Below are 24,046 nucleotides of genomic sequence, written 5' to 3'. Positions count from 1 at the left end.
CTCACGGGACGGGCCCTTACACCGGTCCACCGGGCCGATGACCAGCGACCCCACGTACGCGGTATGCGTCGCCGCCGTGCGGTCTAGGCTGTCGTGATCGTTTCGGTGACCTGTTATGGACCATTCACTCGAAGCGAAGGCTACGAACCGTGCGTACGTACAGCCCCAAGCCCGGCGATGTGACGCGCCAGTGGCACGTCATTGACGCTCAGGACGTCGTCCTGGGCCGTCTCGCCTCCACCGCGGCCACCCTTCTGCGGGGCAAGCACAAGCCGATCTACGCGCCGCACGTCGACGCTGGTGACTTCGTCATCATCATCAACGCCGACAAGGTGCACCTCTCCGGCAACAAGCGGATCCAGAAGATGGCCTACCGCCACTCCGGCTACCCGGGTGGTCTGCGCTCCGTCCGTTACGACGAGCTGCTGGACAAGAACCCGGAGAAGGCCATCGAGAAGGCCGTCAAGGGCATGCTCCCGAAGAACTCCCTGGGCCGTCAGATGCTCTCGAAGCTGAAGGTCTACAAGGGTGACCAGCACCCGCACGGCGCGCAGCAGCCGCAGCCGTACGAGATCACCCAGGTCGCGCAGTAAGTCCGGCCACCCCCTAAGACTGAAGAGAATCTGAGGAGAATCGTGGCCGAGACCACTGCCGAGCAGCCGCTCGAAGAGCTTGACATCGACAGCTACACCACCGAGTCCGACGTTCCGGTGGAGGGTGAGTACACCTCCGAGTCGCTCGGTTCGCGTTTCGGCGAGCCCCAGCCGGCCGCCGGCCTGGGCCGTCGCAAGAACGCCATCGCCCGTGTCCGGATCATCCCGGGCACCGGCAAGTGGAAGATCAACGGTCGCACCCTCGAGGACTACTTCCCGAACAAGGTGCACCAGCAGGAAGTGAACGAGCCGTTCAAGGTTCTCGAGCTCGAGGGCCGCTACGACGTCGTCGCCCGCATCGCCGGTGGCGGTGTCTCCGGCCAGGCCGGTGCGCTCCGTCTCGGTGTCGCCCGCGCGCTGAACGAGGCGGACGTCGACAACAACCGCGGCCCGCTGAAGAAGGCCGGCTTCCTCAAGCGCGACGACCGTGCGGTCGAGCGCAAGAAGGCCGGTCTGAAGAAGGCCCGCAAGGCCCCGCAGTACAGCAAGCGCTAAACGCGTCGCCCGTCCTTGCGACTGGCTTCGCAACGATCGCCCCGGCGGCACGGACTGTGCTGCCGGGGCGGTTCGTTTACACAACCCCTACCGCCCCCGGACAGTGTCAGGGGGTACTTGGGGAGTGAGCCGCACTCTCTTCAGCAATTCGGAGGACACCACAGTGGGACGACTCTTCGGCACGGACGGAGTGCGCGGTGTCGCCAACGCGGACCTGACGGCGGAGATGGCGCTGGGCCTCTCCGTGGCCGCGGCGCACGTGCTGGCCGAGGCGGGCACCTTCGAGGGGCACCGGCCGACCGCGGTCGTCGGGCGTGACCCGCGCGCGTCCGGGGAGTTCCTCGAGGCCGCCGTGGTCGCGGGCCTGGCCAGCGCCGGTGTGGACGTCCTGCGGGTCGGTGTGCTGCCGACGCCCGCGGTGGCGTACCTGACCGGATCGCTCGGTGCCGACCTCGGTGTGATGCTCTCCGCGAGCCACAACGCCATGCCCGACAACGGCATCAAGTTCTTCGCCCGCGGCGGGCACAAGCTCGCCGACGAGCTGGAGGACCGGATCGAGTCCGTCTACGAGGAGCACCGCACCGGCGCCCCGTGGGACCGGCCGACCGGGGCCGGGGTGGGCCGCGTGCGGGAGTACGAGGAGGGCTTCGACCGCTACGCCGAGCATCTGCTGGGTGCCCTGCCGAACCGGCTCGACGGGCTGAAGATCGTCCTGGACGAGGCGCACGGCGCCGCCGCCCGGGTCTCGCCGGAGGCGTTCCAGCGGGCCGGGGCCGAGGTCGTCACGATCGGTGCCGAGCCGGACGGGCTCAACATCAACGACGGGTGCGGGTCCACGCACCTGGACAAGATCAAGGCCGCCGTCGTCGAGCACGGGGCCGACCTGGGCATCGCGCACGACGGGGACGCCGACCGGTGCCTCGCCGTGGACCACACCGGCGAGGAGGTGGACGGGGACCAGATCCTCGCCGTTCTCGCCCTGGCGATGCGGGAACGCTCCGCGCTGCGGTCCGAGACGGTCGTGGCCACGGTGATGTCCAACCTCGGCTTCAAGCTCGCCATGGAACGTGAGGGCATCCGGCTCGTGCAGACGGCCGTGGGTGACCGGTACGTGCTGGAGGAGATGAAGGAGCACGGGTTCGCGCTCGGGGGCGAGCAGTCCGGGCACGTGATCATTCTCGACCATGCGACGACGGGTGACGGGACGCTGACCGGGCTGATGCTGGCGGCTCGCGTCGCCGGGAGCGGGCGGTCGTTGCGGGAGCTGGCGGCCGTCATGGAGCGGCTGCCGCAGGTGCTGATCAACGTGCCGGACGTGGACAGGTCCCGGGTGGGGACGTCCGCGGAGCTGGCTTCGGCGGTCGCCGACGCGGAGCGGGAGCTCGGGGCGACGGGGCGGGTGCTGTTGCGTCCCTCCGGGACCGAGCCGCTGGTTCGGGTGATGGTGGAGGCCGCTGACATCGAGCAGGCTCGGTCTGTCGCGGGGCGGCTTGCCGACGCCGTGAAGTCCGCGCTGGGCTGAGGAGCGGGGAGGGGGTGGGGGCTGCGGTTCGTTGCGGGCTGACCGTCCGTCGGGGCTGGTCGCGCAGTTCCCCGCGCCCCTCAAGGCTTGCCGTTCCGCCGGCGTTGTGCGGTCCAGAGCCACTTCTGGGTCAGTAGGGTCAGGGTGCCCGCGATGATGATGCCCAGCAGGTTCAGCAGGAGCTGCTCCGTCGATCCCCAGGTCTGCTTCGTGTCGCCGTAGCTCAGGGCCACGGCCGCGTTCGCGGCGGCCGGGACCGTGGTGACCGAGATGGCCACGCCGACCAGGGCACCCGACTTGGACGAGGTCAGGGAGAGCATGCCGGCGGTGCCGGCCAGGACCGCCACGACGAAGGAGAACCAGTCCGGGGCGTAGATGAAGCCCGTGTTGGGGCGGTCCGCCCTGAGCCGTTGCTCGCTGAACAGGTCGACGGAGTCCATGAAGAGGCTGAAGCCGACCGTCACGGCCATGGCCACCGCGAAGCCGACGAGCAGGGCGATCATCGAACGCACGGCCAGGCGCGGGCGGTGCTGCACGATCGCCGTGCAGACGCCGGCCAGGGGACCGAACTCGGGGCCCACCGCCATGGCGCCCACGATCAGGATCGCGTTGTCCAGGACCACACCGCAGGCCGCGATCATCGTGGCGAGCGTGATGAACGCGAGATAGGTGATCGAGAGGGTCGACTCCTCGTGCGTCGCGTCGCCCAGGTGCTCCCACAGGACCGCGTCCGCGGCCTCGCCCGGGGCGTCGGCCTCGGCCTTGTCGGCCCGCTCGGACAGCGACAGATCGATGGACTCGACGGCGATGGAACCGCTGGTGTCGATGCCCAGCTCCCGCAGGCCGGCGAGCAGTTCGTCGCCGGCCTCCCGCGCCACGTCGCACATCACCACGTCCCCGGCGGGGTCGCGGGCGGCGTCCGGCAGCACGACGAGGTGGGCTGTGCCGACCGTTCTCTCGACCAACCGCACCACCTCGCCGGTCATTTCGGACGGCGTGATCAGGCGCAGATGAAGCATGGCGACCATCTAACCCGCTTTTCCCCACGCGTCACAGCTTGCGCAGGCTGAGCCGCTGCACGGTGTGGTCCGGGCCCTTGCGCAGGACGAGGGTGGCCCGGCCGCGGGTCGGGGCGATGTTCTCCACCAGGTTGGGCCGGTTGATCGTGCGCCACATCGTCCGGGCGTAGTCCAGGGCCTCCGCCTCGGAGACCTGCGTGTACTTGCGGAAGTACGAGGACGGGTTCTGGAAGGCGGTCGCGCGCAGCTTGCGGAAGCGGTCGAGGTACCAGCGCTCGATGTCCTCGACGCGGGCGTCGACGTACACGCTGAAGTCGAAGTAGTCGGCGAGGCCGACCCGGGTGCGGCCGTCCTTGCCGGGCAGAGCGGGCTGGAGGACGTTCAGGCCCTCGACGATCAGGATGTCGGGGCGGCGGACGGTGAGCCTCTTGTCCGGGACGATGTCGTAGATCAGGTGGGAGTAGACGGGCGCCGTCACCTCGTCCTTGCCGGCCTTGATGTCGGCGACGAAGCGGGTCAGCGCACGGCGGTCGTAGGACTCGGGGAACCCTTTCCGCGACATCAGGCCGCGGGCCTGGAGCTCCTTGGTGGGCAGCAGGAAGCCGTCGGTGGTGACCAGCTCGACGCGCGGGTGTTCCGGCCAGCGCGAGAGGAGGGCCTGGAGGAGGCGGGCGACCGTCGACTTCCCCACGGCGACCGAGCCGGCGACCCCTATGACGAACGGGGTGCCGGACTGGGAGCCCTGCTCGCCCAGAAAGGTGTTGAGCGCACCTCTCAGGCCGTCCGTGGCGCCGACGTAGAGGTTGAGAAGTCTGGACAGCGGGAGGTAGATGTCCCGCACCTCGTCGAGGTCGATGACGTCGCCGAGGCCGCGCAGCTTCTCGACCTCCTCGGCCGTCAGCGGCAGCGGCGTCTTGTCGCGCAGCGCGCTCCACTCGGCACGGGTGAGGTCGACGTAGGGAGTCGCCTCCGGCCGCTGCCGGTGGGCGCTCCGGGGCATCGAGGAGACCGGAGAGATCACAGTCCATTGTTACGGGCGCACGAACGGACCGTGAGGTGGGATCCGTCACGCAGGGTCGCCGGCATCTCCCATTCGGGAGAAAGGTGAGCAAGGGGAGGAATGTCAGTGGTGTGCGTCACAGTTGTGGGAGAAGTGGACCCAGCCCGGGGTTCACGAACGCCGAGGGGTGACCCATGACGTATGCAATAGAGGCGGAAGGCCTGGTCAAACGGTTCAAGGGGACCGAGGCGCTGGCCGGTGTCGACCTAGGGGCCCGCAAGGGCACGGTGCTCGGACTGCTGGGTCCCAACGGCGCGGGGAAGACGACCGCCGTGCGGATCTTCGCGACGCTGCTCCGGCCCGACCGGGGCAGAGCCCACGTGGCCGGGCACGACGTGGTCCGGGATGCCGGAGTGGTGCGGGCCATGGTCGGGCTGACCGGCCAGTACGCGGCGGTCGACGAGAACCTGACCGGCACGGAGAACCTGCTGCTCATCGGCCGGCTGCTGGGCCTGCCGAGGCGGGAGGCGAAGGCGCGGGCGGGTGAGCTGCTGGAGCGGTTCCAGCTGACCCAGGCGGCCGGGCGGGCCGCCAAGACCTTCTCGGGAGGCATGCGCCGGCGCCTGGACCTCGCGGCCAGCCTGGTCGGCCGGCCCAGCATCCTCTTCCTCGACGAGCCGACCACCGGCCTCGATCCACACAGCCGCGGTGAGCTGTGGGACCTGCTCCGCGGCCTGGTCGCGGACGGTGCGACCGCCCTGCTGACCACGCAGTACCTGAACGAGGCCGACGTACTGGCCGACGACATCGTGGTGATCGACAAGGGCCGGGTGATCGCCGAGGGCACACCGGACCGGCTGAAGGCCCAGGTCGGCGGGCAGGTGCTGGAACTCCGGCCGATCCTCGGGCAGGACCTCGCGCGGGCGCACGCGCTGGTGGCCGGGGCCGCCGGCCCCGAGGCCCGGATCGAGGGCGAGATGATCACCGCGCCGGTGAAGGACCCCGAGCTGATGCCGGCCGTGGTGCGTGCGCTGGACCGGGAGGGGATCGCGGTGGGCGAGCTGGCCCTGCGCCGTTCCTCGCTCGACGAGGTCTTCCTCGCCCTGACCGGCCACCGTGCCGAGCCGGGCGAGCCGGAGGAGGACGGCGGCTCGGCCGTCCGGGGCGACGACGAGCTGGAGAAGGCGGTGAGCCGGTCATGACCGCCACCACGATCACCGCGCCGGTCACGGGCTCGGGCCGGGTGCCGCCCCTCGCCGGGCTGCGGCAGACCTTCACGATGGCCTGGCGGAGCCTGGTCGCCGTCAAGCACAACCCGCTGGAACTGGTCGACTACAGCATCACGCCGATCATGTTCGTGTTCCTGTTCACCTATGTGCTGGGCGGGCAGATGGCCGGATCGCCCGACGCGTACCTGAGGTACGCGCTGCCCGGGATCATCGTGCAGAACACCCTCTTCATGACGATGTACACGGCGATGGCGCTCAACACCGACCTCACCAAGGGCGTCTTCGACCGGCTGCGCAGCCTGCCGATCGCCCGCTCCGCCCCGCTGATCGGACGCATCACCGCCGACCTCGCGAAGCACGTGTGGGCGATGCTGCTGATGATCGGCCTAGGACTGGCCCTCGGCTTCCGCGTCACCGGTGGGTTCGGTGGGTTCCTGCTCGGTGTGCTGCTGGTGGTGGTGTTCGCGGCGGCCGTGTCCTGGTGCGCGGTCCTGATCGGGATGCTGGCCGGCGACGCGGAGAAGGTGCAGGCGTTCGCCTTCACACTCATCTTCCCGATCACCTTCACCAGCAGCGCGTTCGTCGTGGTCGACACCATGCCGGGCTGGCTCCAGGCGTGGAGCGACGTCAATCCGGTCACCCATCTGTCCGACGCGTTCCGGGGGCTGCTGCTGGGTGGGGCGGTCGCGGAGCCGGTGATGTGGTCGTTGGTCTGGGCGGCGGGGATCGCGGTGGTGTTCTACCCCCTCGCCATGCGGGCTTACCGGGCGAAGGTGTGAGTCACGCCGGGGGGCACAACCGCCCCGTGCCCTGAACCGTGTTCGTTCCCCGGTGGGAATTTCCGATTTCGGGCACGCGGAAGGGCTTTCGGTGCGGGGTCGGCCCGTAGGCTTGCGCCTCATGTGCGGAATCGTGGGATACGTGGGGCCGCAGTCGGCGCTCGAGGTCGTGATGGCCGGGCTGAAGCGGCTGGAGTACCGGGGCTACGACTCGGCGGGTGTCGCCGTGCTGGCCGACGGCGGCCTGGCGACGGCGAAGAAGGCCGGGAAACTCCTCAACCTGGAGAAGGAACTGGACGGCCGGCCGCTGCCGACCGGCACGACGGGCATCGGACACACCCGGTGGGCCACGCACGGCGGACCGACGGACGCCAACGCCCACCCGCACCTCGACAACGCGGGCCGGGTCGCCGTCGTCCACAACGGCATCATCGAGAACTTCGCCCTGCTGCGGGCCGAGTTGGAGGAGCGCGGCCACGAGCTGGCCTCCGAGACGGACACCGAGGTCGTGGCGCATCTGCTCGCCGAGGAGTTCTCCTCGTGCGCCGACCTCGCCGAAGCGATGCGGCTGGTGTGCCGGCGGCTGGAGGGCGCGTTCACCCTGGTCGCCGTACACGCCGACGAACCCGACGTGGTGGTGGGCGCCCGGCGGAACTCGCCGCTGGTGGTCGGCGTCGGCGACGGCGAGGCCTTCCTCGCCTCGGACGTCGCCGCGTTCATCGAACACACACGGTCGGCGATCGAGCTCGGGCAGGACCAGGTCGTGGAGCTGCGCCGGGACGGCGTGGTGGTGACCGGATTCGACGGCCGCCCGGCCGACGTCCGTTCCTACCACGTCGACTGGGACGCGTCGGCCGCCGAGAAGGGCGGCTACGACTACTTCATGCTCAAGGAGATCGCCGAGCAGCCCAAGGCGGTCGCCGACACGCTGCTGGGCCGGATCGACGGCTCCGGTTCGCTGACCCTGGACGAGGTGCGGATCCCTCCGGGGGTGCTGCGGGAGGTCGACAAGGTCGTCATCGTCGCCTGCGGTACGGCCTTCCACGCCGGGATGATCGCCAAGTACGCCATCGAGCACTGGACACGCATCCCGTGCGAGGTGGAACTGGCCAGTGAGTTCCGCTACCGGGACCCGATCCTGGACGCGCAGACCCTGGTGATCGCGATCTCGCAGTCCGGCGAGACCATGGACACGCTCATGGCGCTCCGCCATGCCCGTGAGCAGGGCTCCAAGGTCCTGGCCATCTGCAACACCAACGGCTCGACGATCCCGCGCGAGTCGGACGCGGTGCTGTACACGCACGCCGGGCCGGAGGTGGCCGTCGCGTCCACCAAGGCGTTCCTGACGCAGCTCGTGGCGTGTTACCTGGTCGCCCTGTACCTGGGGCAGGTCCGGGGCACCAAGTGGGGCGACGAGATCGGGGCGGTGGTCCGCGACCTGTCCTCGATCGCCGGTGCGGTGGAGCAGGTCCTCGGCACCATGGAGCCGGTGCGGGAGCTGGCCCGTTCACTCGCCGCCAAGAACACGGTGCTGTTCCTGGGGCGGCACGTCGGCTATCCGGTGGCCCTCGAGGGCGCGCTGAAGCTCAAGGAGCTGGCCTACATGCACGCCGAGGGGTTCGCCGCGGGGGAGTTGAAGCACGGGCCGATCGCCCTGATCGAGGAGGACCTTCCCGTGGTCGTCGTGGTGCCGTCGCCGCGAGGGCGGTCCGTGCTGCACGACAAGATCGTGTCCAACATCCAGGAGATCCGGGCGCGGGGTGCGCGGACCATCGTGATCGCGGAGGAGGGTGACGAGGCGGTGGTTCCGTACGCCGACCACCTGATCCGCATCCCGGTCACTCCGACGCTGCTTCAGCCGATGGTGGCGAGCGTGCCGTTGCAGGTGTTCGCGTGCGAGCTGGCCACGGCCCGGGGCAACGAGGTGGATCAGCCTCGGAACCTGGCGAAGTCGGTGACGGTGGAGTAGCGGGAAGAGGGGCGAACGGCGACAGTCGTTCGCCCCCCTGTGCGGCTGGTGACTACCTGTTGGCGCAGTTCCGGAGTCTCGTCACGTCAGTCGGCGACGCGCGCACCGATGGCCCGGGCGCGGCGGCGGGCCTCGGGGCTGAGGCCTTTGCGGCGGGGGGAGGTGCGGGGGTTATAGGCGGTTGGCTGGGCAAGGTAGCCAAGGTCACTCGGGCCAGGAGGCTTGGAAACCACGCAGGCGAACCGCGGATCACCCGCATACCAGAGTTCCTCGTCGTACTCCTTGAGGGCCTCGTGGCTCCAGGCCCGGAAGAGCCCGGCAGACACCTTCAGCGACACCGATTTCTCCGGGTTGTCAGGGTCGGGCAGCACGAAGACCGCATCCTTGCCCTTGGTGACCCGGACAGCACCGGACTGCTGACGCCAGGGATAGACGGTGAGGATGCGCCGCATTCGCCACCCCAATGCGAGCCGGCCGAGGGCTACCACCGCCAAGACCCCGATCACAAGAAGGACCAAAGCCATGGGAACCGACGCTTCCACGGGCAGCAGGAGGGTCAAGAACAACGCCCCCCACCACAGCGCCACCCAGCCGAGCGACTTGGCCAGGTGACGCACCGTCCGGCGACGGAAGGCACGTCGGGTGCCCGGTGTGTCCCACGCGGCAGGGCCGTGGAAGCCGTGTGTGTCGAAGTTCAAGGTCATTCACACATCCCGGGTCATCCGAAGTCGGAGGCGATGTCGTCCGCGATGCTGTTGGTACCGTCCGCTGCCTCGTTGCGCACGGCGCGCTCGATCTCCGGCAGCGGATCGTGGAAGGACACCGTGTGCGCGATGCCTTCCATCATGTCGCGGTAGTGCTTCCGGGAGTCCACGGCCGTACTGCTCAGCGTCAGAACGCCCAACTGCGTGCCTGAGGGGGCCGGGATGTACAGATTGCACTGGTAGACGTCCTGGCTTGGCACTCCTGCAAGGGCGGGCATGGTGATCACGGTGTCGGAGACCGACGCCGGACGGCCGCCCGGCAGCGTCAAGAGCCCCACGTTCTCAGCACATTCACGCAGGGAGACCGCGCGAACCGCCGTGATCTTGGCCGGGGCCCACTCGATGTCTCTGAGCGCCACCGTGAACACGGACGACGCAGACGACCCGTCGTCCGCGTAGTGCATACCGAGGGAGCAGGCGATGACGCCTTCGTTCCGCATCTGGGCAGCCATGAACCGAACGTCCCGCAGTGTGCCGGTGTACTGGTCACGCTGATCGTCGGGCACGAGGTCCAGGACCAGCGCCAGTGCCTGTTCGAGGTGCGCTGCCTGCTCCGAGCCCGGTTCGGGGTCGAGGACGTCGATCGGAACGCCGAAGAACCCGGCCGGCAGTGCGTACCAGATCTTCGAGCTCGGGTCTCTGGCCGTGTCGTCGATCACCAGACGGATCGGAGACTCTGAGGCTTCCTGTGTCATCGCAGCGCCGCCGCAGTGTTGCGCACGATGGAGAAGGCCGCAGGGCCGTCGAACAGGCCCGCGCGGGCCGCGTCGACCCCGGTCGCGGTGTTCTTGCCGGCGTCGCTGTCCAGCGCGTCGATGTTCTCGGCAGCAAGGCCGTAGCTCGAGGTGAGAACACCCGCGACCGGCGAGACATAGTCCATGCCCACTCTGACCGCCTGGCTGCCTCCCGCTGCTTGCGCCACCCAGTTTCCGACCGGGTTGTAGGAACCCGCGGTCGTGATCCTGTTCGCGGCCGTGACGGTGTCGTCGGCGAACCTGCCCAGGAACTGCCCCGCACTCACCGCTTCGGATGCGTTGATCGTCGACCGAATGGCGCCGTTGAGCCCGCGCGACACGGCCCCTAGACCGGGCACCGCCCCCAGGAAATCACCGGCGAGCCCCACCGAGTTCTCCCAGAAGTCCGCATCGAACTCACCTTTCGTGACCCCGTCCTTGAGCGACTCCCGCACCTTGGGGTCGGAGAGTCTGGACGCCATCGTGGCCAGACTCAGGGCACCGGCCGCCAGCAGCATCGCGATACCGAACGGCCCCGTGCACAGCAGCGCCAGTAGTCCCGCGACCGCCGCCAGCACACTGAGGATGTTGGTGAGGTTGTCCCCGATCCAGCTGAGCGCTTTGCTCAGCCACCCCGGTTCCTCCGGTGCCAGGTTCTTCGTCGAATCCTTCAGCGCCGTCGCGAGGGCCCGCGCCTCCGCCTCGTGCGTCCCCTCCAGTTCGCGCGCCTTGCGCATCACGGCATCCAGGGCGCCCTGGGCGTTGTTGACGGCGGTCACGGCATCGCTGAGCCGGTCGTTGGCCGCGTTGAGGCGAGCCTGAGCGGCCTCCAGTTCGGGGCCTTCGGTGAACGTCCGGCCCGCGAGCTTCAGGTCGGGGTCCTTCTGTGCCGCCTCGTGCCGGGAGTTGGCGGTCTTCAGGTCACCCTTGTGGTCGGCCGCCTCGGCGTCGTACTTGTGCGCCAGCTCCCTGCGGCTGGTCAGCCCGTCGTGCCATGTGCCCAGGTGACCGGCGGCCTGGGTCAGCGACGTGTGGGCATCCTTCATGTACTTCGGCAGGTCACCGTCGAGGGCCTCCCGGAAGCCGACGGCGGCGTCACCCTCCCAGAAGCTGGACTCGCCGAGCAGCTTGTCGATCTTCTCGTACGCCGTCTGCAACGCGTTCGCCGAATTGGCGAGCTGGGTACGGAGCTTCGCGACTTCGCCCGGCTGCCCCGGCACCGGGTTCCACCCGAGGTGCACATACGGATTCTGTGCCACCGTCATCACTTCCCCGCGGCCGCGGCGCGTTTGAAGCTCTCCTCCAGGGACGTCTCCACTTCGCGGTAGTTGTCCGTGTTCTGCTGGAGACCTTCGGTGAGCTTGTCGATGCGCTCCTTGATCTGCTCGTTGCCGTACTTCCACCGCTCCTGGAACTCATCGCACGCCTCGTCCAGCTCCGGCGTTCCGATCTGGTCGGTCCGCACATGCTGCAGCGCGGTCCGCACCCGCTCAAGGCAGTCGTTGGCTCCCTTGAGGTCCCTGGTGAAAGTGGCGAGCTGATCAATATCGGTCTTGAAGTGGTCTCCCACACGGGCCTCCCGTTCGCGCATCGACGGGCGCATCGGCAACGACACCGGCGACAACTGTCAGTCGAACGGGCCGATCATTTCATGGAACGGCAAGCACACCGCCGGGCGGCACAGAACCCGCACGGGCCGGCTTGACGGGTCGTCGGCATGTGGTGCCAACCGGCCGTTGCGTGAAGGGCGTCAGCACGAGAAGCACCAGGGGTTCGGCGGTCTGGGGCTGTACGGGAGCTTGGTCCAGCCGTCGGGGGTCACGCGGTAGAAGTCCCCGTTGTCGCCGTCCATCCGGGAGCTGCCGTGCACGTGCACGATGTCCTCGTGGAGGCGGTAGTGGAAGCCGCCCATCATGCCGACCACCCGGAAGAAGATCCGCACGTCCAGGCCCTCCGTCAGTGGGGACAGCGGTGGCAGCAGGTGCTCGATCTCGTCGAAGCAGCTGCCGGTGCGCTCTCGCAGCAGCGCGTGGAAGTGGTGCTCCAGCGCATCGGACGGGGAGGGAAGCTGCCGCACCGCGACCGGTTCCAGGAGTTCCAGCAGATGCGTGTGCCCCCGCTCCCTGGCGATGTCCACGGGGCGCCGTCCGTCCCGGGCGCGCTGCGTGCGCCAGGCACCGTGCGCGATCAGCCGGGAGACGATCGCGATGCCGGCGCCGTGCCAGGCCGCTTGGTGCAGCGGGGCGAATCCGCTGCGGTTCCCGGGCCGGGCGAGGTTGATCCACCGGGGGTTCTTCCCCAGCTCCCCGAACAGGCCGTCCCAGTCGGCATCCCGGGCCCGGTCCGAAAACCGGTCCCGGTCCTTCCGGTACCAGTCCCCGTAGCGCTCCCGGTCGGTGATGCCGTCCCAGTCCATGTCGATCATGCTAAGTGCTGTCCAAAGATGGTGACTCGGCTGCGCCGAAGAACAGCAGGGCCGCAGCTCCTCGAACTCCTCGGCCTTGTTCACTCCGCTCCTCCTGAAGTCTTCCCACCCGGCCGTGTTTCGCGGCGCGAGCACGTTCTGGTGATCTTGTGGTCCTTCGGCGGGGTTGTGCAACGCCCCGTGCCCCGGGCCTGTGACAGCGCCCCGGGCCGGTCATGTCCGTTCAGCAGCACTTGCGAGGAACCCCAGGGCTTCAGCCCTGGGAGGAATCGCATCCTCGTGGTCGTTGCGCGGAGGGCCGCGATATCGCTCGTGCGTGCTCGGCCGCGAAGCGGCCGGTTCCGTGTCCGGTCGGAGCCGGTGCTGCGTCCACGTGGTGGCGCGTTCACTCGGTCGGGTGGCCCGTGATGAACGCACGGTGGGCAGTCGTATACGTGCGTACGTTTGATGATCGTGAAGTTGATCGTGCAGGTGAGGCTGTTGCCGACGCCCGTGCAGGCGAAGGTACTTGAGGCGACCCTGCAGGCGTGCAACGAGGCTGCCACCTGGTGCAGCCGGGTCGCCTTCGACAAGGACGTGAAGCGCAACTTCGCCTTGCGGGAGCACGCCTACGGCGAGATCAAGGCCCGGTGGAATCTGGGGGCGCAGGCCGCCCAGCATGTGATCAAAAAGGTGTGCGACGCGTACGCGACGCTGAAGGCGAACCTGAAGGCCGGGAACCTGGGCAGGCCCGGCTCCAGGCGCTACCGCCGGGCCACCGAGAAGCCGATCGCCTTCCGGACCGAGGGTGCGCAGCCCTACGACGACCGGATGCTGTCCTGGCGGATTCCCGAGCGGCGGGTCTCGATCTGGACGGTGGCGGGCCGGGTCAAGGACGTGGCCCTCACCGCGTCGCCGGAACAGCTGACCATGCTGGCCCTGTACCGCAAGGGCGAGTCCGATCTCGTGTGCCGCGACGGCATGTGGTTTCTGCTGGCCACCTGCGAGGTCCCCGAGGCACCGCCGAACACCGATCCGGTGGACTTCCTCGGCATCGACTTGGGCATCGTCAACATCGCCACCACCAGCGACGGCGAGATCATGGCCGGACGCGACCTCAACCGCGCACGGCTGCGGGAACGCACGCTGCGGACCAAGCTGCGCAAGAAGAACACCCCGTCTGCCAAACGCCGCCTGAAGAAGCGGCGGCGCAAGGAAGCACGGCGGGCGAAGGACATCAACCACAAGATCGCGAAGCATGTGGTGGCCGAGGCAGAACGCACCTCGCGCGGAATCGCCCTGGAAGACCTGACGGGCATGCGTGAGAGGGTACGGCTTCGAAAGCCCCAACGGGCCACCCACTCCAGCTGGGCCTTCGCCCAGCTGGGGCAGTTCATCGCGTACAAGGCCCGCCGGGCGGGGGTCCCGGTGGTGTATGTCGATCCGGCGTACACCTCGCGCACCTGCGCCGAGTGCGGGCACGTCGACAGGGCGAACCGGGTCTCGCAGGCCTGGTTCGCGTGCCGGGCCTGCGGATTCGTTGATCACGCGGACCGGAACAGCTCCCGCAACATCCGCGCCCGTGCGCGGGAGTTGTGGCGATGCGGGGCCCAGTCAACGGTCCCTGCCCCACCACCGCGCCAGCGGGACCGGGCTGGACGCAAACGCAGCATCACACCCAGTGATGCCCGTTGTGCAAGCCCGTCGCTCTAGCGACGGGTAGTTGACTCGCGCGTCCATTGCGTTCTCCTCCGTACTCGTCGGTGGCTACGTCCCCTTGGGCGAGACAGCCCGACGCCCTGTGACAGGGAGGCCTGTGACCCACGTCTGCCTGAACCGTCTGCCTGACATCCGGCGCGCTGACCATGCGCCTCCGCCGTGGCGAGAGAGTGACGAGCGCGGGCGGCCTGATCGACCTCGCCCTGGCCCTCTTCCTGGCGTGGGGCCGCTTCGGCCCCGAGTCCTTCACGGGCTGACCACAATCAAGATCACTCACGGGCATCTCTCAGGCGCCGCGAGGGAAACGCACACACGCCGCACTAGGGTGCTGGGCATGAGCATCATCGGGGTCGGGATCGACGTCGCCGAGATCGAGCGGTTCGCGGCGTCTCTGGAGCGTACGCCCGCGCTGGCCGAGCGGCTGTTCGTGGAGCGGGAGTTGGTGCTGCCCAGTGGGGAACGGCGGGGTGTCGCCTCCCTGGCCGCCCGGTTCGCCGCCAAGGAGGCCCTGGCCAAGGCGCTCGGTGCACCGGCCGGGCTGCTCTGGACCGATGCCGAGGTGTGCGTCGAGGACAGTGGGCAACCCCGGCTGCGCGTGAGCGGGACGGTGGCCGCGCGGGCCGCCGAGCTCGGTGTGCGGTCCTGGCACGTGTCCCTGAGTCATGACGCCGGGGTGGCCTCGGCCGTTGTCATCGCGGAGGGGTGACGGGGTGACACGGGGTGGTGCGTCAGTACATCGCCCACAGGAGCGTGAAGGTGCCGATGAAGCCTGCCGCGCCCAGCACCGTGCCCGTCGCCGCCGTCCACAGCCGGCCCATGCCCTTGCGGGCGTAGTGCAGGCCCATCACGCCGAACGTGACGGCCAGCGCCCCGGCCAGCACCGTCCAGGGGAACAGGAACGCCCATGTGCCCACGGCGGAGAAGGCGCCGAGGACGAGTGCCGTGGGGCCAAGGGCGGTGGCCGGCGTGTCGGTTGCGGTGGAGCTGGTGGATCCGGCCATGGTCTGGCCTCCCCCTTTTGAACGACCTACGAGCGATCTTCGAGTGGTCTTCCAGCGATCTTCGAGCGATCTTCGAGCGACCGTTTTGAACGAGTTCAAATCGTGGGTCGATCATAGCGGACCTTCAGGAGGCACAGCATGGTCATGGTGAAAGGCGTCGACACCCGTGGCGCGCAGCACTGCGAGACGACAGCACTGGGACTGCTGCTGCGGCACCAGGGCATCGACCTGTCCGAGCCCATGCTCTTCGGCCTCGGCTCCGGACTGTCCTTCGTCTACTGGGACAGCAAGAACATGGACTTCCCGTTCCTCGGAGGGCGGGTCAAGCCCTTCGAGCTCACCAGGAACCTGGCCGGAAGACTCGGGCTGGAACTCGTGGTGCGGGAGACCGGATCCGCCCGCAAGGGGTGGGAGAACGTGGCGGCGGCCATCGACGCCGGGCACCCCGTCGGGCTGCAGCTCGACAGCTACCACCTGGACTACTTCACCTCGAAGGTGCACTTCGGCGGCCATGTCGTCGCCCTGTACGGCTATGACGAGCGGAACGCCTACCTCGTGGACACCGAGCAGCAGGGCGGCGCGGTGTCCACCAGTCTGGCCGGCCTCGCCCGGGCCAGGGCCGCGCGCGGGCCGATGACCGCCCGGCACCGGTCCTTCACCCTCACTGCTCCGGCCGAGCCGCCCGCCCCACGGGACCGGATCGTTCCCGCCATCACCGCCTGCGCGGACGCCTTCCTCCACCCGCCCATCGCCAACCTCGGCCACCGGGGCATCGAGAAGGCCGGGAAGCTCGTGCCAGGCTGGCTCCAACGCACCGACGACCCGCGCCGGGATCTGCCGCAGGCCGCCCGCCTGATGGAGAAGGCCGGCACCGGTGGTGCCCTGTTCCGCAACCTCTACCGCGACTTCCTCGCCGAGTGCGCCCAGTGGCTCGACAGCGGCCATCTGCGCACCGGGCACGGGCTGTACTCGGAGGCGGCCGCCCTGTGGACGGAGGTCGCGGCGCTGATCGCGACAGCCGGTGAGTCGGGTGAGGGGCAGGGCCTCATGCGGGCGGGTGCCGTCCTCTCCGACATCGCGCGCGTCGAGCGCGAGGCCATGCAGGCGCTGAGCCGGCTGGGCGGCGAAGCCCCCGCCGGCTGAGGGGCGAGGGCTTCGAGGGGCGCGGGGGCGTCAGCAGATCGACTGGCTGCTGTTCACCCGTGTGATGTTGCGGAACGTCGTGTTCTCACCACACGGGTTCTCCCTGATGGCCGAGTTGGTGACCGTCAGGTTCTGGATGGTGATGTCCTTGTTGTTGGGGAACTCCGAGCGCGCGGCCAGGCGCAGCTCGCCGCCGCCCGTGATCGTGCCGCTCTGGGCCGCAAGGCTGACGTTGTAGCAGTTCTCGATCAGGACCGAGTTGTTGCCGGTGTTGGAGAGAGTCACCTTGTTGATCGTCGCCCCGCCGCTCTCGGAGACGCAGAACACGCCGCGCCCGCCGCCCCGGGCGATGACCTCGCCGACGCGGATGTTGGTGGGGTAGCCGCTGCCGACCCGGCCGTTGCGGTTGGCCATCCGGAAGGCCGCGTAGCCGGTGCCGGTGCCCGCGTTCTCCGCGTCCACCTTGGTGACGCTCGCGTTGATGGTCTGGTTGAGCAGCAGGCCGGACTCGCCCACGTTGCGGGCGGTGACCGTGCCGATGGTGAGGCCGTCGACACCGTAGGTCTCGACCGCGTGGCTGGACGCGCCGGAGACGTGGACGTTGTCGATACGGACGTTGCGCGTCCACTGACTGGTGTCGCCGCGGTTGTCGATGCGGACGCCCAGGCCGCGGGAGAGGCGCATGTCGATCTGGCCGAGCACCACGTTCTGGACGTTGCGCAGGAAGATCCCGTACAGCGGTGTGCCGGTGAGCTTGAGGTTCTGGACCTCGACGTCGCGGGTGCCGCGTGAGTAGACCGGCGCCTGGTCGCCCGAGCCGCTGCCGGTGACGTCGATGGTGCCGCAGACGTCGAGGACGGTGTAGCTCGGCAGGGAGATGCGGGATCCCGCCGGAATCGAGCCCGAGCCGCGGACCACGACCCGTTCCTTCGCGGTGCGTCCCGCGGTGAGGCCGTTGACTGCCGCCTGGACGGCGGCGCGCATGTCGGTGCCGGTGTAGAGCGTGCTGCCGCCGCGCCGGGCGGTCCAGGTGCTGCCGTTCTGCACGGCCTCGGCCTGGTAGGAACCGTCTCCGCAGGCCGCCGCTCGCGTGGGGGCGGCGGTGGCGGGAGCGGTCAGGGTGCCGGCGGCGGTGAGGAGGGCGGTTGCGCCGGCGGCGGCGAGTAATGCGGCTCTGCGTCCCATGGGGGCCTCGGTTTCTTCGGACGTGGGGGGTGTGCAATCGCGTGGGCCCTCGCGCGCAAGGTGAGGGCAAGCGCTTTCTGTGCGATCGGGGAGTCTGGCAAAGGGTTCGCAAAGCGTCAATGGGTGCGGTGCTGCCGGGAGTTGCCGGAGGTGCGACACGGTCCGGAGTCGTGCGCGATACAGGGGAGTGGTCCGGCGGTCGTACGGGAAACTCGACCGCATGCGTAGTGCGTACAGCGTGGAGACGGTCAGGACCGCAGAACGGGAGCTGATGGCGCGGCTGCCGGAGGGGGCGCTGATGCAACGCGCCGCCGCCGGACTCGCCGCCGCCTGCGCCGACCTGGTCGGGCGGGTGTACGGGAGCAGGGTCGTACTGCTGGTCGGCAGTGGTGACAACGGGGGTGACGCGTTGTACGCCGGTGCCCGGCTGGCGAGGCGCGGGGCCGGTGTCACGGCGGTGCTGCTCGCGCCTGAGCGTGCTCACGCAGGGGGGCTCGCGGCGCTTCGGCGGGCCGGGGGGCGCGCCGTGGACGCCGGTGCGGCCTTGGGCGGCGGTGGCGTCGAGGAGCTGATCGAGCGGGCCGATCTCGTCGTGGACGGCATCATCGGGATCGGCGGGAAGGGCGGCCTGCGGCCGGACGCGGTGCCGCTGGCCGCCGCCGCCGAGCGGTCACGGGGCGCCGTCGTCGCCGTCGACCTGCCGAGCGGGGTCGAGGCCGACACGGGCGAGGTGCGCGGGGCGGCCGTACGGGCGGATCTGACGGTGACGTTCGGGACGCACAAGCCGGGTCTGCTGATCGACCCCGCGCGGGAGTACGCGGGGTCCGTGCGGCTCGTCGACATCGGGCTGGAGCTGCCGGCCGAGCCGGAGCTGGAGGCGTTGCAGCACGCGGACGTGGCGGAGCTGCTGCCGGTGCCGCGGGCCGAGAGCGACAAGTACCGGCGGGGGGTGGTGGGAATCGCCGCCGGGTCGGCGCGCTACCCGGGCGCCGCGGTGCTCGCCGTCGCGGGAGCGCTGCGGGGCGGGGCCGGGGCCGTGCGGTACGTCGGGCCCGCCGGGGACGCCGTCATCGCGCGGTATCCCGAGACGCTCGTGTCGGACCGGGGGCCGAAGCACGCCGGGCGGGTGCAGGCGTGGGTCACCGGGCCGGGGGCCGGGGACGACGCGGCGACGGTGGGGGAGGTGCTGGCGGCGGACGTGCCGGTGCTGGTCGATGCGGACGGGTTGCGGTTGGCCGACGCGGCGGTCGTGCGGGCACGCAGGGCACCGACGCTGATGACACCGCACGCGGGAGAGGCGGCGGCGCTGCTCGGGGTGGAGCGGCGGGAGGTCGAGGGGGCCCGGCTGGCGGCGGCGCGGGAGCTGGCGGGGCGGTACGGGGCGACCGTGCTGCTGAAGGGGTCGACGACGTTGGTGGCGGACCCGGGAGGTGGGGCGGTGCGGGTGAACCCGACGGGGACGTCCTGGCTGGCCACGGCGGGGAGCGGGGACGTGCTGTCGGGGCTGGCCGGGTCGTTGCTGGCGGCGGGGCTCTCGGCGGTGGATGCGGCGAGTGTGGGGGCGTATGTGCATGGGCTGGCCGGGAGGCTGGCGGCGGAGGGGGCGCCGGTGGGGGCGCACGATGTGGCGGACGCGGTTCCGGAGGCTTGGCGGAATGTGCTCGGCTGATTGAACCGGTGAGTGCGCCGGCGGTGAGGGGGGCTGTGAGGCGGGTCGCCCCCTCCGCCCCTTCCCGTCCCGAGTCCGGGGGCTGGCGCCCCCGGGCCCCCGCTTCGGCCTGGACGGCCTCGTCCTCAAGCGCCGGGCGGGCGCAGAGCACATGCGCCGGGCGGGCGCAGAGCACAAACGCGGGACGGGCAGAGCGCAGGGATCGGCCGGGTTCGGGGCCTCAAGCTCCGGGCGGGTTAGGGGGCTCAGGTGTCGGCCGAGTTCGGGGGCTCGAGCGTCGGGCGGGTTCGGGAACTCAACCTCCGGGCCGGTTCGGGGCCTCAACCTCCGGGCGGGTTCGGGGCCTCAAGCTCCGGGCGGGTTCGGGGCCTCAAGCTCCGGGCGGCAAGCTCCGGGCCGGTTCGGGGTCTCGAGCTCCGGGCGGCTTCGGGCCTCGAGCGCCGGTCAGGTTCGGGAGCTCGAGCGCCGGGGGCGGGATCGAGAGCTCAAGCTCCGGCCGGGTTCGAGAGGTCAAGCGCCGGGTGGGTTCTGAAAGGTCGGGCCCCGGACGGGCCGAGAAGGCTGAGCCGGGTCCTCCGGCCCGGGGCGGGACCCTCTGAGACACTGGGCGCGATGAGCGAGAGAACAGCCCCGCGGACCGCGCCCCTGCGGGCCCGTGCGGAGATCGACCTGGCCGCCCTGCGGGCCAACGTGCGGGCCCTGCGTGCCCACGCGCCGGGCGCGGCCCTGATGGCCGTGGTGAAGTCCGAGGCGTACGGCCACGGGGCTGTGCCGTGCGCCCGCGCGGCCGTCGCCGCCGGGGCGGACTGGCTGGGCACGGCCACGCCCGAGGAGGCCCTCGCCCTGCGGGCCGCCGGGCTGCCGGGCCGCATCATGTGCTGGTTGTGGACGCCCGGCGGGCCCTGGCGGGAGGCGATCGAGGCGGACCTCGACGTGTCCGTCAGCGCGATGTGGGCCCTCGGCGAGGTCACCGAGGCGGCCCGGCTCGCGGGACGGCCCGCACGGGTGCAGCTCAAGGCGGACACGGGACTCGGACGGGGTGGCTGCCAGCCCGGTGACGACTGGGCCGAGCTGGTCCGCGAGGCGCTGCGTGCCGAGGCCGAGGGGCTGCTGCGCGTCACGGGACTGTGGTCGCACCTCGCCTGTGCCGACGAACCCGGCCATCCTTCCATCGCCGCCCAGCTCGGCCTCTTCCAGGAGATGGTCGCGTACGCCGAGGAGCGGGGCGTCCGCCCCGAGGTCCGGCACATCGCCAACTCGCCGGCCACGCTCACCCTGCCCGAGAGCCACTTCGACCTCGTCCGGACCGGCATCTCCCTCTACGGCATCTCGCCCAGCCCCGAACTCGGCACCCCGGCCGACTTCGGGCTGCGTCCCGTGATGACGCTGTCCGCCTCGCTCGCCCTGGTCAAGCGCGTGCCGGGCGGACACGGCGTGAGCTACGGCCACGGGTATGTGACGCCCGGCGAGACCACCCTCGGCCTCGTCCCGCTCGGCTACGCGGACGGCATCCCGCGGCACGCCTCCTCCGCCGGCCCGGTCCTGGTGGAGGGCAAGTGGCGCACGATCGCCGGGCGCGTCGCCATGGACCAGTTCGTGGTCGACCTGGGCGGTGACGAGCCCGAGGCGGGCGCCGAGGCGGTCCTCTTCGGGCCGGGGGACCGCGGCGAGCCCACCGCCGAGGACTGGGCCCAGGCGGCCGGAACCATCGCCTACGAGATCGTGACCCGGATCGGAACGCGCGTTCCTCGCGTCTATGTGAATGAGGAACAGGACGGGTAACTCGGACGGGGTACTCGTCACGGGAAGCACGACCGTCACGTGAACCACAGCTGCAGCCACTGCAGCATTTGGCACCTGAAACCAACACCAGCAACGACATTCCGATCAGCGGCCCGGCGAAGAGGAGCGGTACGTGAGCGAGAGCAGTGCGGAGGCCGTCGCGCACGCCGCCAGCGCGGCCGTCGCGGCCTCCGCCGCGGGGGCGGCGGGAGGCTGGCGCCGGGCGACCGGCATCGCGGGCGTCGCGATAGGCGTGGTGGCCGCGGGCGCGGCCGCCGGTGTCGCCCTGGAGCGGATGACGGTCGGCCGCGGCATGCGCCAGAAGGCGCGGCTCGCGCTCGACTCGGCGGGACCCTACGGCTCGCTGCGCGGCATGCCCGGCAAGGCGTTCGCCGACGACGGCACGGAGCTGTACTACGAGGTCGACGACGTCGACCCGGAGGCCGCCCCCGCAGCCATCGGCCCGCGCCGCCGGAGGCTCTTCGGTCGCAAGTCACCCGCCCCCGTCACCGTCGTCTTCAGCCACGGCTACTGCCTCAGCCAGGACTCCTGGCACTTCCAGCGGGCGGCGCTCAGGGGCGTCGTACGGACCGTGCACTGGGACCAGCGCAGCCACGGCCGGTCCGGGCGAGGTGTGGCCCAGGCACGGGACGAGGCGGTCACCATCGAGCAGCTGGGCCGCGACCTGAAGGCCGTCATCGACGCGGCCGCGCCCGAGGGGCCGATCGTGCTGGTCGGGCACTCCATGGGCGGCATGACGGTGATGGCGCTGGCCGACCAGTACCCCGAGCTGATCCGGGAGCGGGTCGTCGGGGTCGCCTTCGTGGGGACGTCGTCGGGGAAGCTCGGCGAGGTCAACTACGGGCTCCCGGTCGCCGGGGTCAACGCGGTGCGGCGGGTGCTGCCCGGAGTGCTGAAGGCGCTGGGGCAGCGGGCCGAGCTGGTGGAGAAGGGGCGCCGGGCCACCGCCGACCTGTTCGCCGGGGTCATCAAGCGGTACTCGTTCGCGTCGCGGGACGTCGACCCGGCCATCGCCCGGTTCGCCGAACGCATGATCGAGAGCACGCCGATCGACGTGGTCGCCGAGTACTACCCGGCGTTCAACGACCACGACAAGACCGAGGCCCTCGTCCACTTCGCCGACATGCCGGTCCTCGTCCTGGCAGGGGTGCAGGACCTGGTCACGCCCAGTGAGCACAGCGAGGCGATCGCCGACGTCCTGGCGGGCGCGGAGCTGGTACTGGTGCCGGATGCCGGGCACCTGGTCATGCTGGAGCACCCGGCGGTCGTCACCGACCGCCTCGCCGATCTGCTCGCCCGTACGGGGGCGATGCCCGCCACGGCTACCGTGAAAGGCTGTGACTCCGCCTCCTCCTGACGGAGGGTGGCTGCCGGTACTACTGCTAGTGAGTGGCGATGGAAGAAACCGCAACACCGCGCGAATCCGTGAGCTCCGGCTCCGGCTCCGGCTCCGTGAACGTCACCGTCACCTCCCCCGAGCAGATGCGGGAGCTGGGCCGCCGACTCGCGAAACTGCTGCGCGCGGGGGACCTGGTGATGCTCAGCGGGGAACTCGGGGCGGGCAAGACGACGCTGACCCGTGGGCTGGGCGAGGGGCTCGGCGTGCGCGGGGCCGTCACCTCGCCGACGTTCGTGATCGCCCGGGTGCATCCGTCGCTGGGCGACGGGCCGCCGCTGGTCCACGTCGACGCCTACCGGCTCTCCGGCGGGCTGGACGAGATGGAGGACCTCGATCTCGACGTCTCGCTGCCCGAGTCCGTGGTCGTCGTGGAGTGGGGCGAGGGCAAGGTCGAGGAGCTGACGGAGGAGCGGCTCCAGGTCGTCATCCACCGGGCGGTGGGCGACACGACCGACGAGGTCCGGCAGATGACGATCACCGGTCTGGGGGAACGCTGGGCGGCGGCCGACCTGAGCGCGCTCGCGGCGTAGACCCCGCCGCTCGCGGAGCACGTGGCGTTTTGATGAACGTTCCGACATCGCGTCGGCAAGATGTTGCGTTCGGCGTCTTGTCCGTGGTCACATGGTATCCAGTCCGTAGTTAGGTCTGCCTAACTACGTCCGCCCCCGCCCTTCAGGAGGCGTCCATGTCGGCCATACAGAGCAAGGGGCAGCCGCTGCCGTTCGCGGGCGCCGGGGTGTCCATGCGCGAGCTGCTGGCGGCGGGCGAGGCGGCGGTGCTGATCTCCACGCCCCCACGTGCTCCCGAGCCGGACCTCTCCGAGCCGGCCGAGGACCACCGCGAGGCCGCGTAGCCGTTCCGCCGGCCGAGGACCACCGCGAGGCCGCGCAGCCGTTCCGCTAGCCGACGACCACGACCTTGCGGCCGATCGTCGCGAACGTCCACATCGCGTCGCCGTCCACGCGCGACTCGCGGATGCCGCCCGTACGCACCTGCCCGCCGGGCGCGGCGGTCGAGCCGCTCACGGCCGCGCTGAAGCCGATCACCACGCCGTCCACGCTGGTGAAGCGCACGACGTGCTCGACCGGCACGCCGTCCGAGCCGGTGATCGTGTTCGAGCGGGACGTGACCGTGTAGCTGCCCGGGGCCGGGTCCACCTGGCTCGGATAGACCTTGAACGTGCGGCTGACCGCCTCGTCGGCGGCGACCAGCCACACCCGGTCGGCGCGCAGGGAGTACACCACCCGCGCGCCCGTGCCGGACCCGCTGGGCAGCGCGGTCGGGTCCGTCCTGACCTGGGGCGCCTTCGAGGGACCGACCGCGGGTGAGACCCCCGGCTGCGGCCTGCCCAGACCGGCCGGGACGGTCTGCGAGGCCTGGTGGGCGAGGTAACCGACCGTCGCGAGGGCCGCGGCGGTCAGCCCGGCCACGATCCCCGAGCTGCTGACTGCCACCGGCACCCACCTCCGCGTCGTACGTCCCTTGTCGTGCACGCCCTGTCCGCCCGGCCGTGACGGAAGGTGACGGTAGCAGCAGGTGACTGCCCGCCAGGTACGTCC

Annotated in this window: 24 protein-coding genes; 14 read left to right on the top strand and 10 right to left on the bottom strand. The window is 70.4% G+C overall.

What is annotated here, in order from left to right:
* Positions 1-149: 149 nt before the first annotated feature.
* From rplM to glmM, 3 genes are all read left to right on the top strand, one after another.
* A complete protein-coding gene (gene rplM, locus IE97_RS0108110; protein ID WP_030233811.1) occupies positions 150-593 on the top strand; it encodes a 50S ribosomal protein L13 in 444 nt (147 codons plus the stop codon).
* A 42-nt stretch (positions 594-635) separates the two neighbouring features.
* On the top strand, positions 636-1,148 hold the full coding sequence (gene rpsI, locus IE97_RS0108105; RefSeq protein WP_030233807.1) for a 30S ribosomal protein S9: 513 nt from the start codon (positions 636-638) through the stop codon (positions 1,146-1,148).
* A 163-nt stretch (positions 1,149-1,311) separates the two neighbouring features.
* On the top strand, positions 1,312-2,670 hold the full coding sequence (gene glmM, locus IE97_RS0108100) for a phosphoglucosamine mutase (protein WP_030233803.1): 1,359 nt from the start codon (positions 1,312-1,314) through the stop codon (positions 2,668-2,670).
* 80 nt (positions 2,671-2,750) lie between these two features.
* Here the strand turns inward: glmM and IE97_RS0108095 are convergent, their stop codons facing one another.
* Positions 2,751-3,689 carry a DUF389 domain-containing protein gene (locus IE97_RS0108095; RefSeq protein WP_030233798.1) on the bottom strand — a complete coding sequence of 313 codons (939 nt, stop codon included), beginning with the start codon at positions 3,687-3,689 and terminating at the stop codon, positions 2,751-2,753.
* Positions 3,690-3,720: 31 nt separating this feature from the next.
* The gene (coaA, locus tag IE97_RS0108090) at positions 3,721-4,689 is read right to left on the bottom strand and encodes a type I pantothenate kinase (RefSeq protein ID WP_030233794.1); all 969 of its coding nucleotides are present in this window, start codon (positions 4,687-4,689) and stop codon (positions 3,721-3,723) included.
* A gap of 194 nt (positions 4,690-4,883) precedes the next feature.
* Here coaA and IE97_RS0108085 point away from each other — a divergent pair, with 194 nt between their 5' ends.
* The 3 genes from IE97_RS0108085 to glmS all read left to right on the top strand — a co-directional run bounded on the left by IE97_RS0108085 (position 4,884) and on the right by glmS (position 8,666).
* The gene (locus tag IE97_RS0108085) at positions 4,884-5,891 is read left to right on the top strand and encodes a daunorubicin resistance protein DrrA family ABC transporter ATP-binding protein (RefSeq protein WP_030233792.1); all 1,008 of its coding nucleotides are present in this window, start codon (positions 4,884-4,886) and stop codon (positions 5,889-5,891) included.
* On the top strand, positions 5,888-6,697 hold the full coding sequence (locus IE97_RS0108080) for an ABC transporter permease (protein ID WP_030233787.1): 810 nt from the start codon (positions 5,888-5,890) through the stop codon (positions 6,695-6,697). The genes IE97_RS0108085 and IE97_RS0108080 overlap by 4 nt, the downstream gene beginning before the upstream one ends.
* A 121-nt stretch (positions 6,698-6,818) precedes the next feature.
* Complete coding sequence (gene glmS / locus IE97_RS0108075; protein WP_030233783.1) at positions 6,819-8,666, top strand: glutamine--fructose-6-phosphate transaminase (isomerizing); 1,848 nt, start codon at positions 6,819-6,821, stop codon at positions 8,664-8,666.
* An 86-nt stretch (positions 8,667-8,752) separates the two neighbouring features.
* Here the strand turns inward: glmS and IE97_RS0108070 are convergent, their stop codons facing one another.
* From IE97_RS0108070 to IE97_RS0108050, 5 genes are all read right to left on the bottom strand, one after another.
* Positions 8,753-9,370 carry a hypothetical protein gene (locus IE97_RS0108070; protein ID WP_051704876.1) on the bottom strand — a complete coding sequence of 206 codons (618 nt, stop codon included), beginning with the start codon at positions 9,368-9,370 and terminating at the stop codon, positions 8,753-8,755.
* Positions 9,371-9,384: 14 nt separating this feature from the next.
* Positions 9,385-10,089, bottom strand: a complete 705-nt coding sequence (locus IE97_RS0108065; protein ID WP_030233775.1) for a hypothetical protein — start codon at positions 10,087-10,089, stop codon at positions 9,385-9,387.
* Positions 10,090-10,121: 32 nt separating this feature from the next.
* A complete protein-coding gene (locus IE97_RS0108060) occupies positions 10,122-11,423 on the bottom strand; it encodes a hypothetical protein (protein ID WP_158708256.1) in 1,302 nt (433 codons plus the stop codon).
* Positions 11,424-11,428: 5 nt separating this feature from the next.
* Entirely contained in the window at positions 11,429-11,779 is a 351-nt protein-coding gene (locus tag IE97_RS0108055; RefSeq protein WP_234310442.1) for a hypothetical protein, read from the bottom strand.
* 135 nt (positions 11,780-11,914) lie between these two features.
* Complete coding sequence (locus IE97_RS0108050) at positions 11,915-12,589, bottom strand: ankyrin repeat domain-containing protein (RefSeq protein ID WP_030233763.1); 675 nt, start codon at positions 12,587-12,589, stop codon at positions 11,915-11,917.
* 453 nt (positions 12,590-13,042) lie between these two features.
* On the opposite strand from IE97_RS0108050, the gene IE97_RS0108045 reads away from it, so the two are divergent.
* Positions 13,043-14,281 (top strand): RNA-guided endonuclease InsQ/TnpB family protein, encoded by a 1,239-nt coding sequence (locus IE97_RS0108045; protein WP_030233758.1) that lies wholly within the window; start codon positions 13,043-13,045, stop codon positions 14,279-14,281.
* A 340-nt stretch (positions 14,282-14,621) separates the two neighbouring features.
* Entirely contained in the window at positions 14,622-14,993 is a 372-nt protein-coding gene (locus tag IE97_RS0108035) for a holo-ACP synthase (RefSeq protein WP_030233753.1), read from the top strand.
* A 22-nt stretch (positions 14,994-15,015) separates the two neighbouring features.
* Here the strand turns inward: IE97_RS0108035 and IE97_RS0108030 are convergent, their stop codons facing one another.
* Entirely contained in the window at positions 15,016-15,288 is a 273-nt protein-coding gene (locus IE97_RS0108030) for a hypothetical protein (protein ID WP_030233750.1), read from the bottom strand.
* 138 nt (positions 15,289-15,426) lie between these two features.
* Between IE97_RS0108030 and IE97_RS0108025 the strand changes: the two genes are divergently transcribed.
* Positions 15,427-16,431, top strand: a complete 1,005-nt coding sequence (locus IE97_RS0108025; protein ID WP_030233745.1) for a BtrH N-terminal domain-containing protein — start codon at positions 15,427-15,429, stop codon at positions 16,429-16,431.
* 30 nt (positions 16,432-16,461) lie between these two features.
* Here IE97_RS0108025 and IE97_RS0108020 read toward each other — a convergent pair whose 3' ends face one another.
* Complete coding sequence (locus IE97_RS0108020; RefSeq protein ID WP_030233741.1) at positions 16,462-17,616, bottom strand: hypothetical protein; 1,155 nt, start codon at positions 17,614-17,616, stop codon at positions 16,462-16,464.
* Between the two features lie 220 nt (positions 17,617-17,836).
* Here IE97_RS0108020 and IE97_RS0108015 point away from each other — a divergent pair, with 220 nt between their 5' ends.
* The 5 genes from IE97_RS0108015 (at position 17,837) to IE97_RS42430 (ending at position 23,340) form a co-directional block, all read left to right on the top strand.
* Positions 17,837-19,285: a bifunctional ADP-dependent NAD(P)H-hydrate dehydratase/NAD(P)H-hydrate epimerase gene (locus IE97_RS0108015; protein ID WP_030233737.1), complete on the top strand. Its 1,449-nt coding sequence runs from the start codon at positions 17,837-17,839 to the stop codon at positions 19,283-19,285.
* A gap of 612 nt (positions 19,286-19,897) precedes the next feature.
* Entirely contained in the window at positions 19,898-21,067 is a 1,170-nt protein-coding gene (gene alr, locus IE97_RS0108010; protein WP_030233734.1) for an alanine racemase, read from the top strand.
* Positions 21,068-21,200: 133 nt separating this feature from the next.
* The gene (locus IE97_RS0108005; protein ID WP_030233730.1) at positions 21,201-22,445 is read left to right on the top strand and encodes an alpha/beta fold hydrolase; all 1,245 of its coding nucleotides are present in this window, start codon (positions 21,201-21,203) and stop codon (positions 22,443-22,445) included.
* Between the two features lie 38 nt (positions 22,446-22,483).
* Positions 22,484-23,017: a tRNA (adenosine(37)-N6)-threonylcarbamoyltransferase complex ATPase subunit type 1 TsaE gene (tsaE, locus tag IE97_RS0108000; RefSeq protein ID WP_267881706.1), complete on the top strand. Its 534-nt coding sequence runs from the start codon at positions 22,484-22,486 to the stop codon at positions 23,015-23,017.
* Between the two features lie 155 nt (positions 23,018-23,172).
* On the top strand, positions 23,173-23,340 hold the full coding sequence (locus IE97_RS42430) for a hypothetical protein (RefSeq protein WP_158715544.1): 168 nt from the start codon (positions 23,173-23,175) through the stop codon (positions 23,338-23,340).
* A 46-nt stretch (positions 23,341-23,386) separates the two neighbouring features.
* On the opposite strand, the gene IE97_RS0107990 is transcribed toward IE97_RS42430, so the two are convergent.
* Complete coding sequence (locus IE97_RS0107990; protein ID WP_030233722.1) at positions 23,387-23,941, bottom strand: hypothetical protein; 555 nt, start codon at positions 23,939-23,941, stop codon at positions 23,387-23,389.
* Positions 23,942-24,046: the final 105 nt, after the last annotated feature.

The sequence above is a fragment of the Streptomyces sp. NRRL S-455 genome (genome assembly GCF_000717875.1).
Lineage (GTDB): Bacteria > Actinomycetota > Actinomycetes > Streptomycetales > Streptomycetaceae > Streptomyces.
This window is presented reverse-complemented; position numbering and strand designations above follow the sequence as displayed.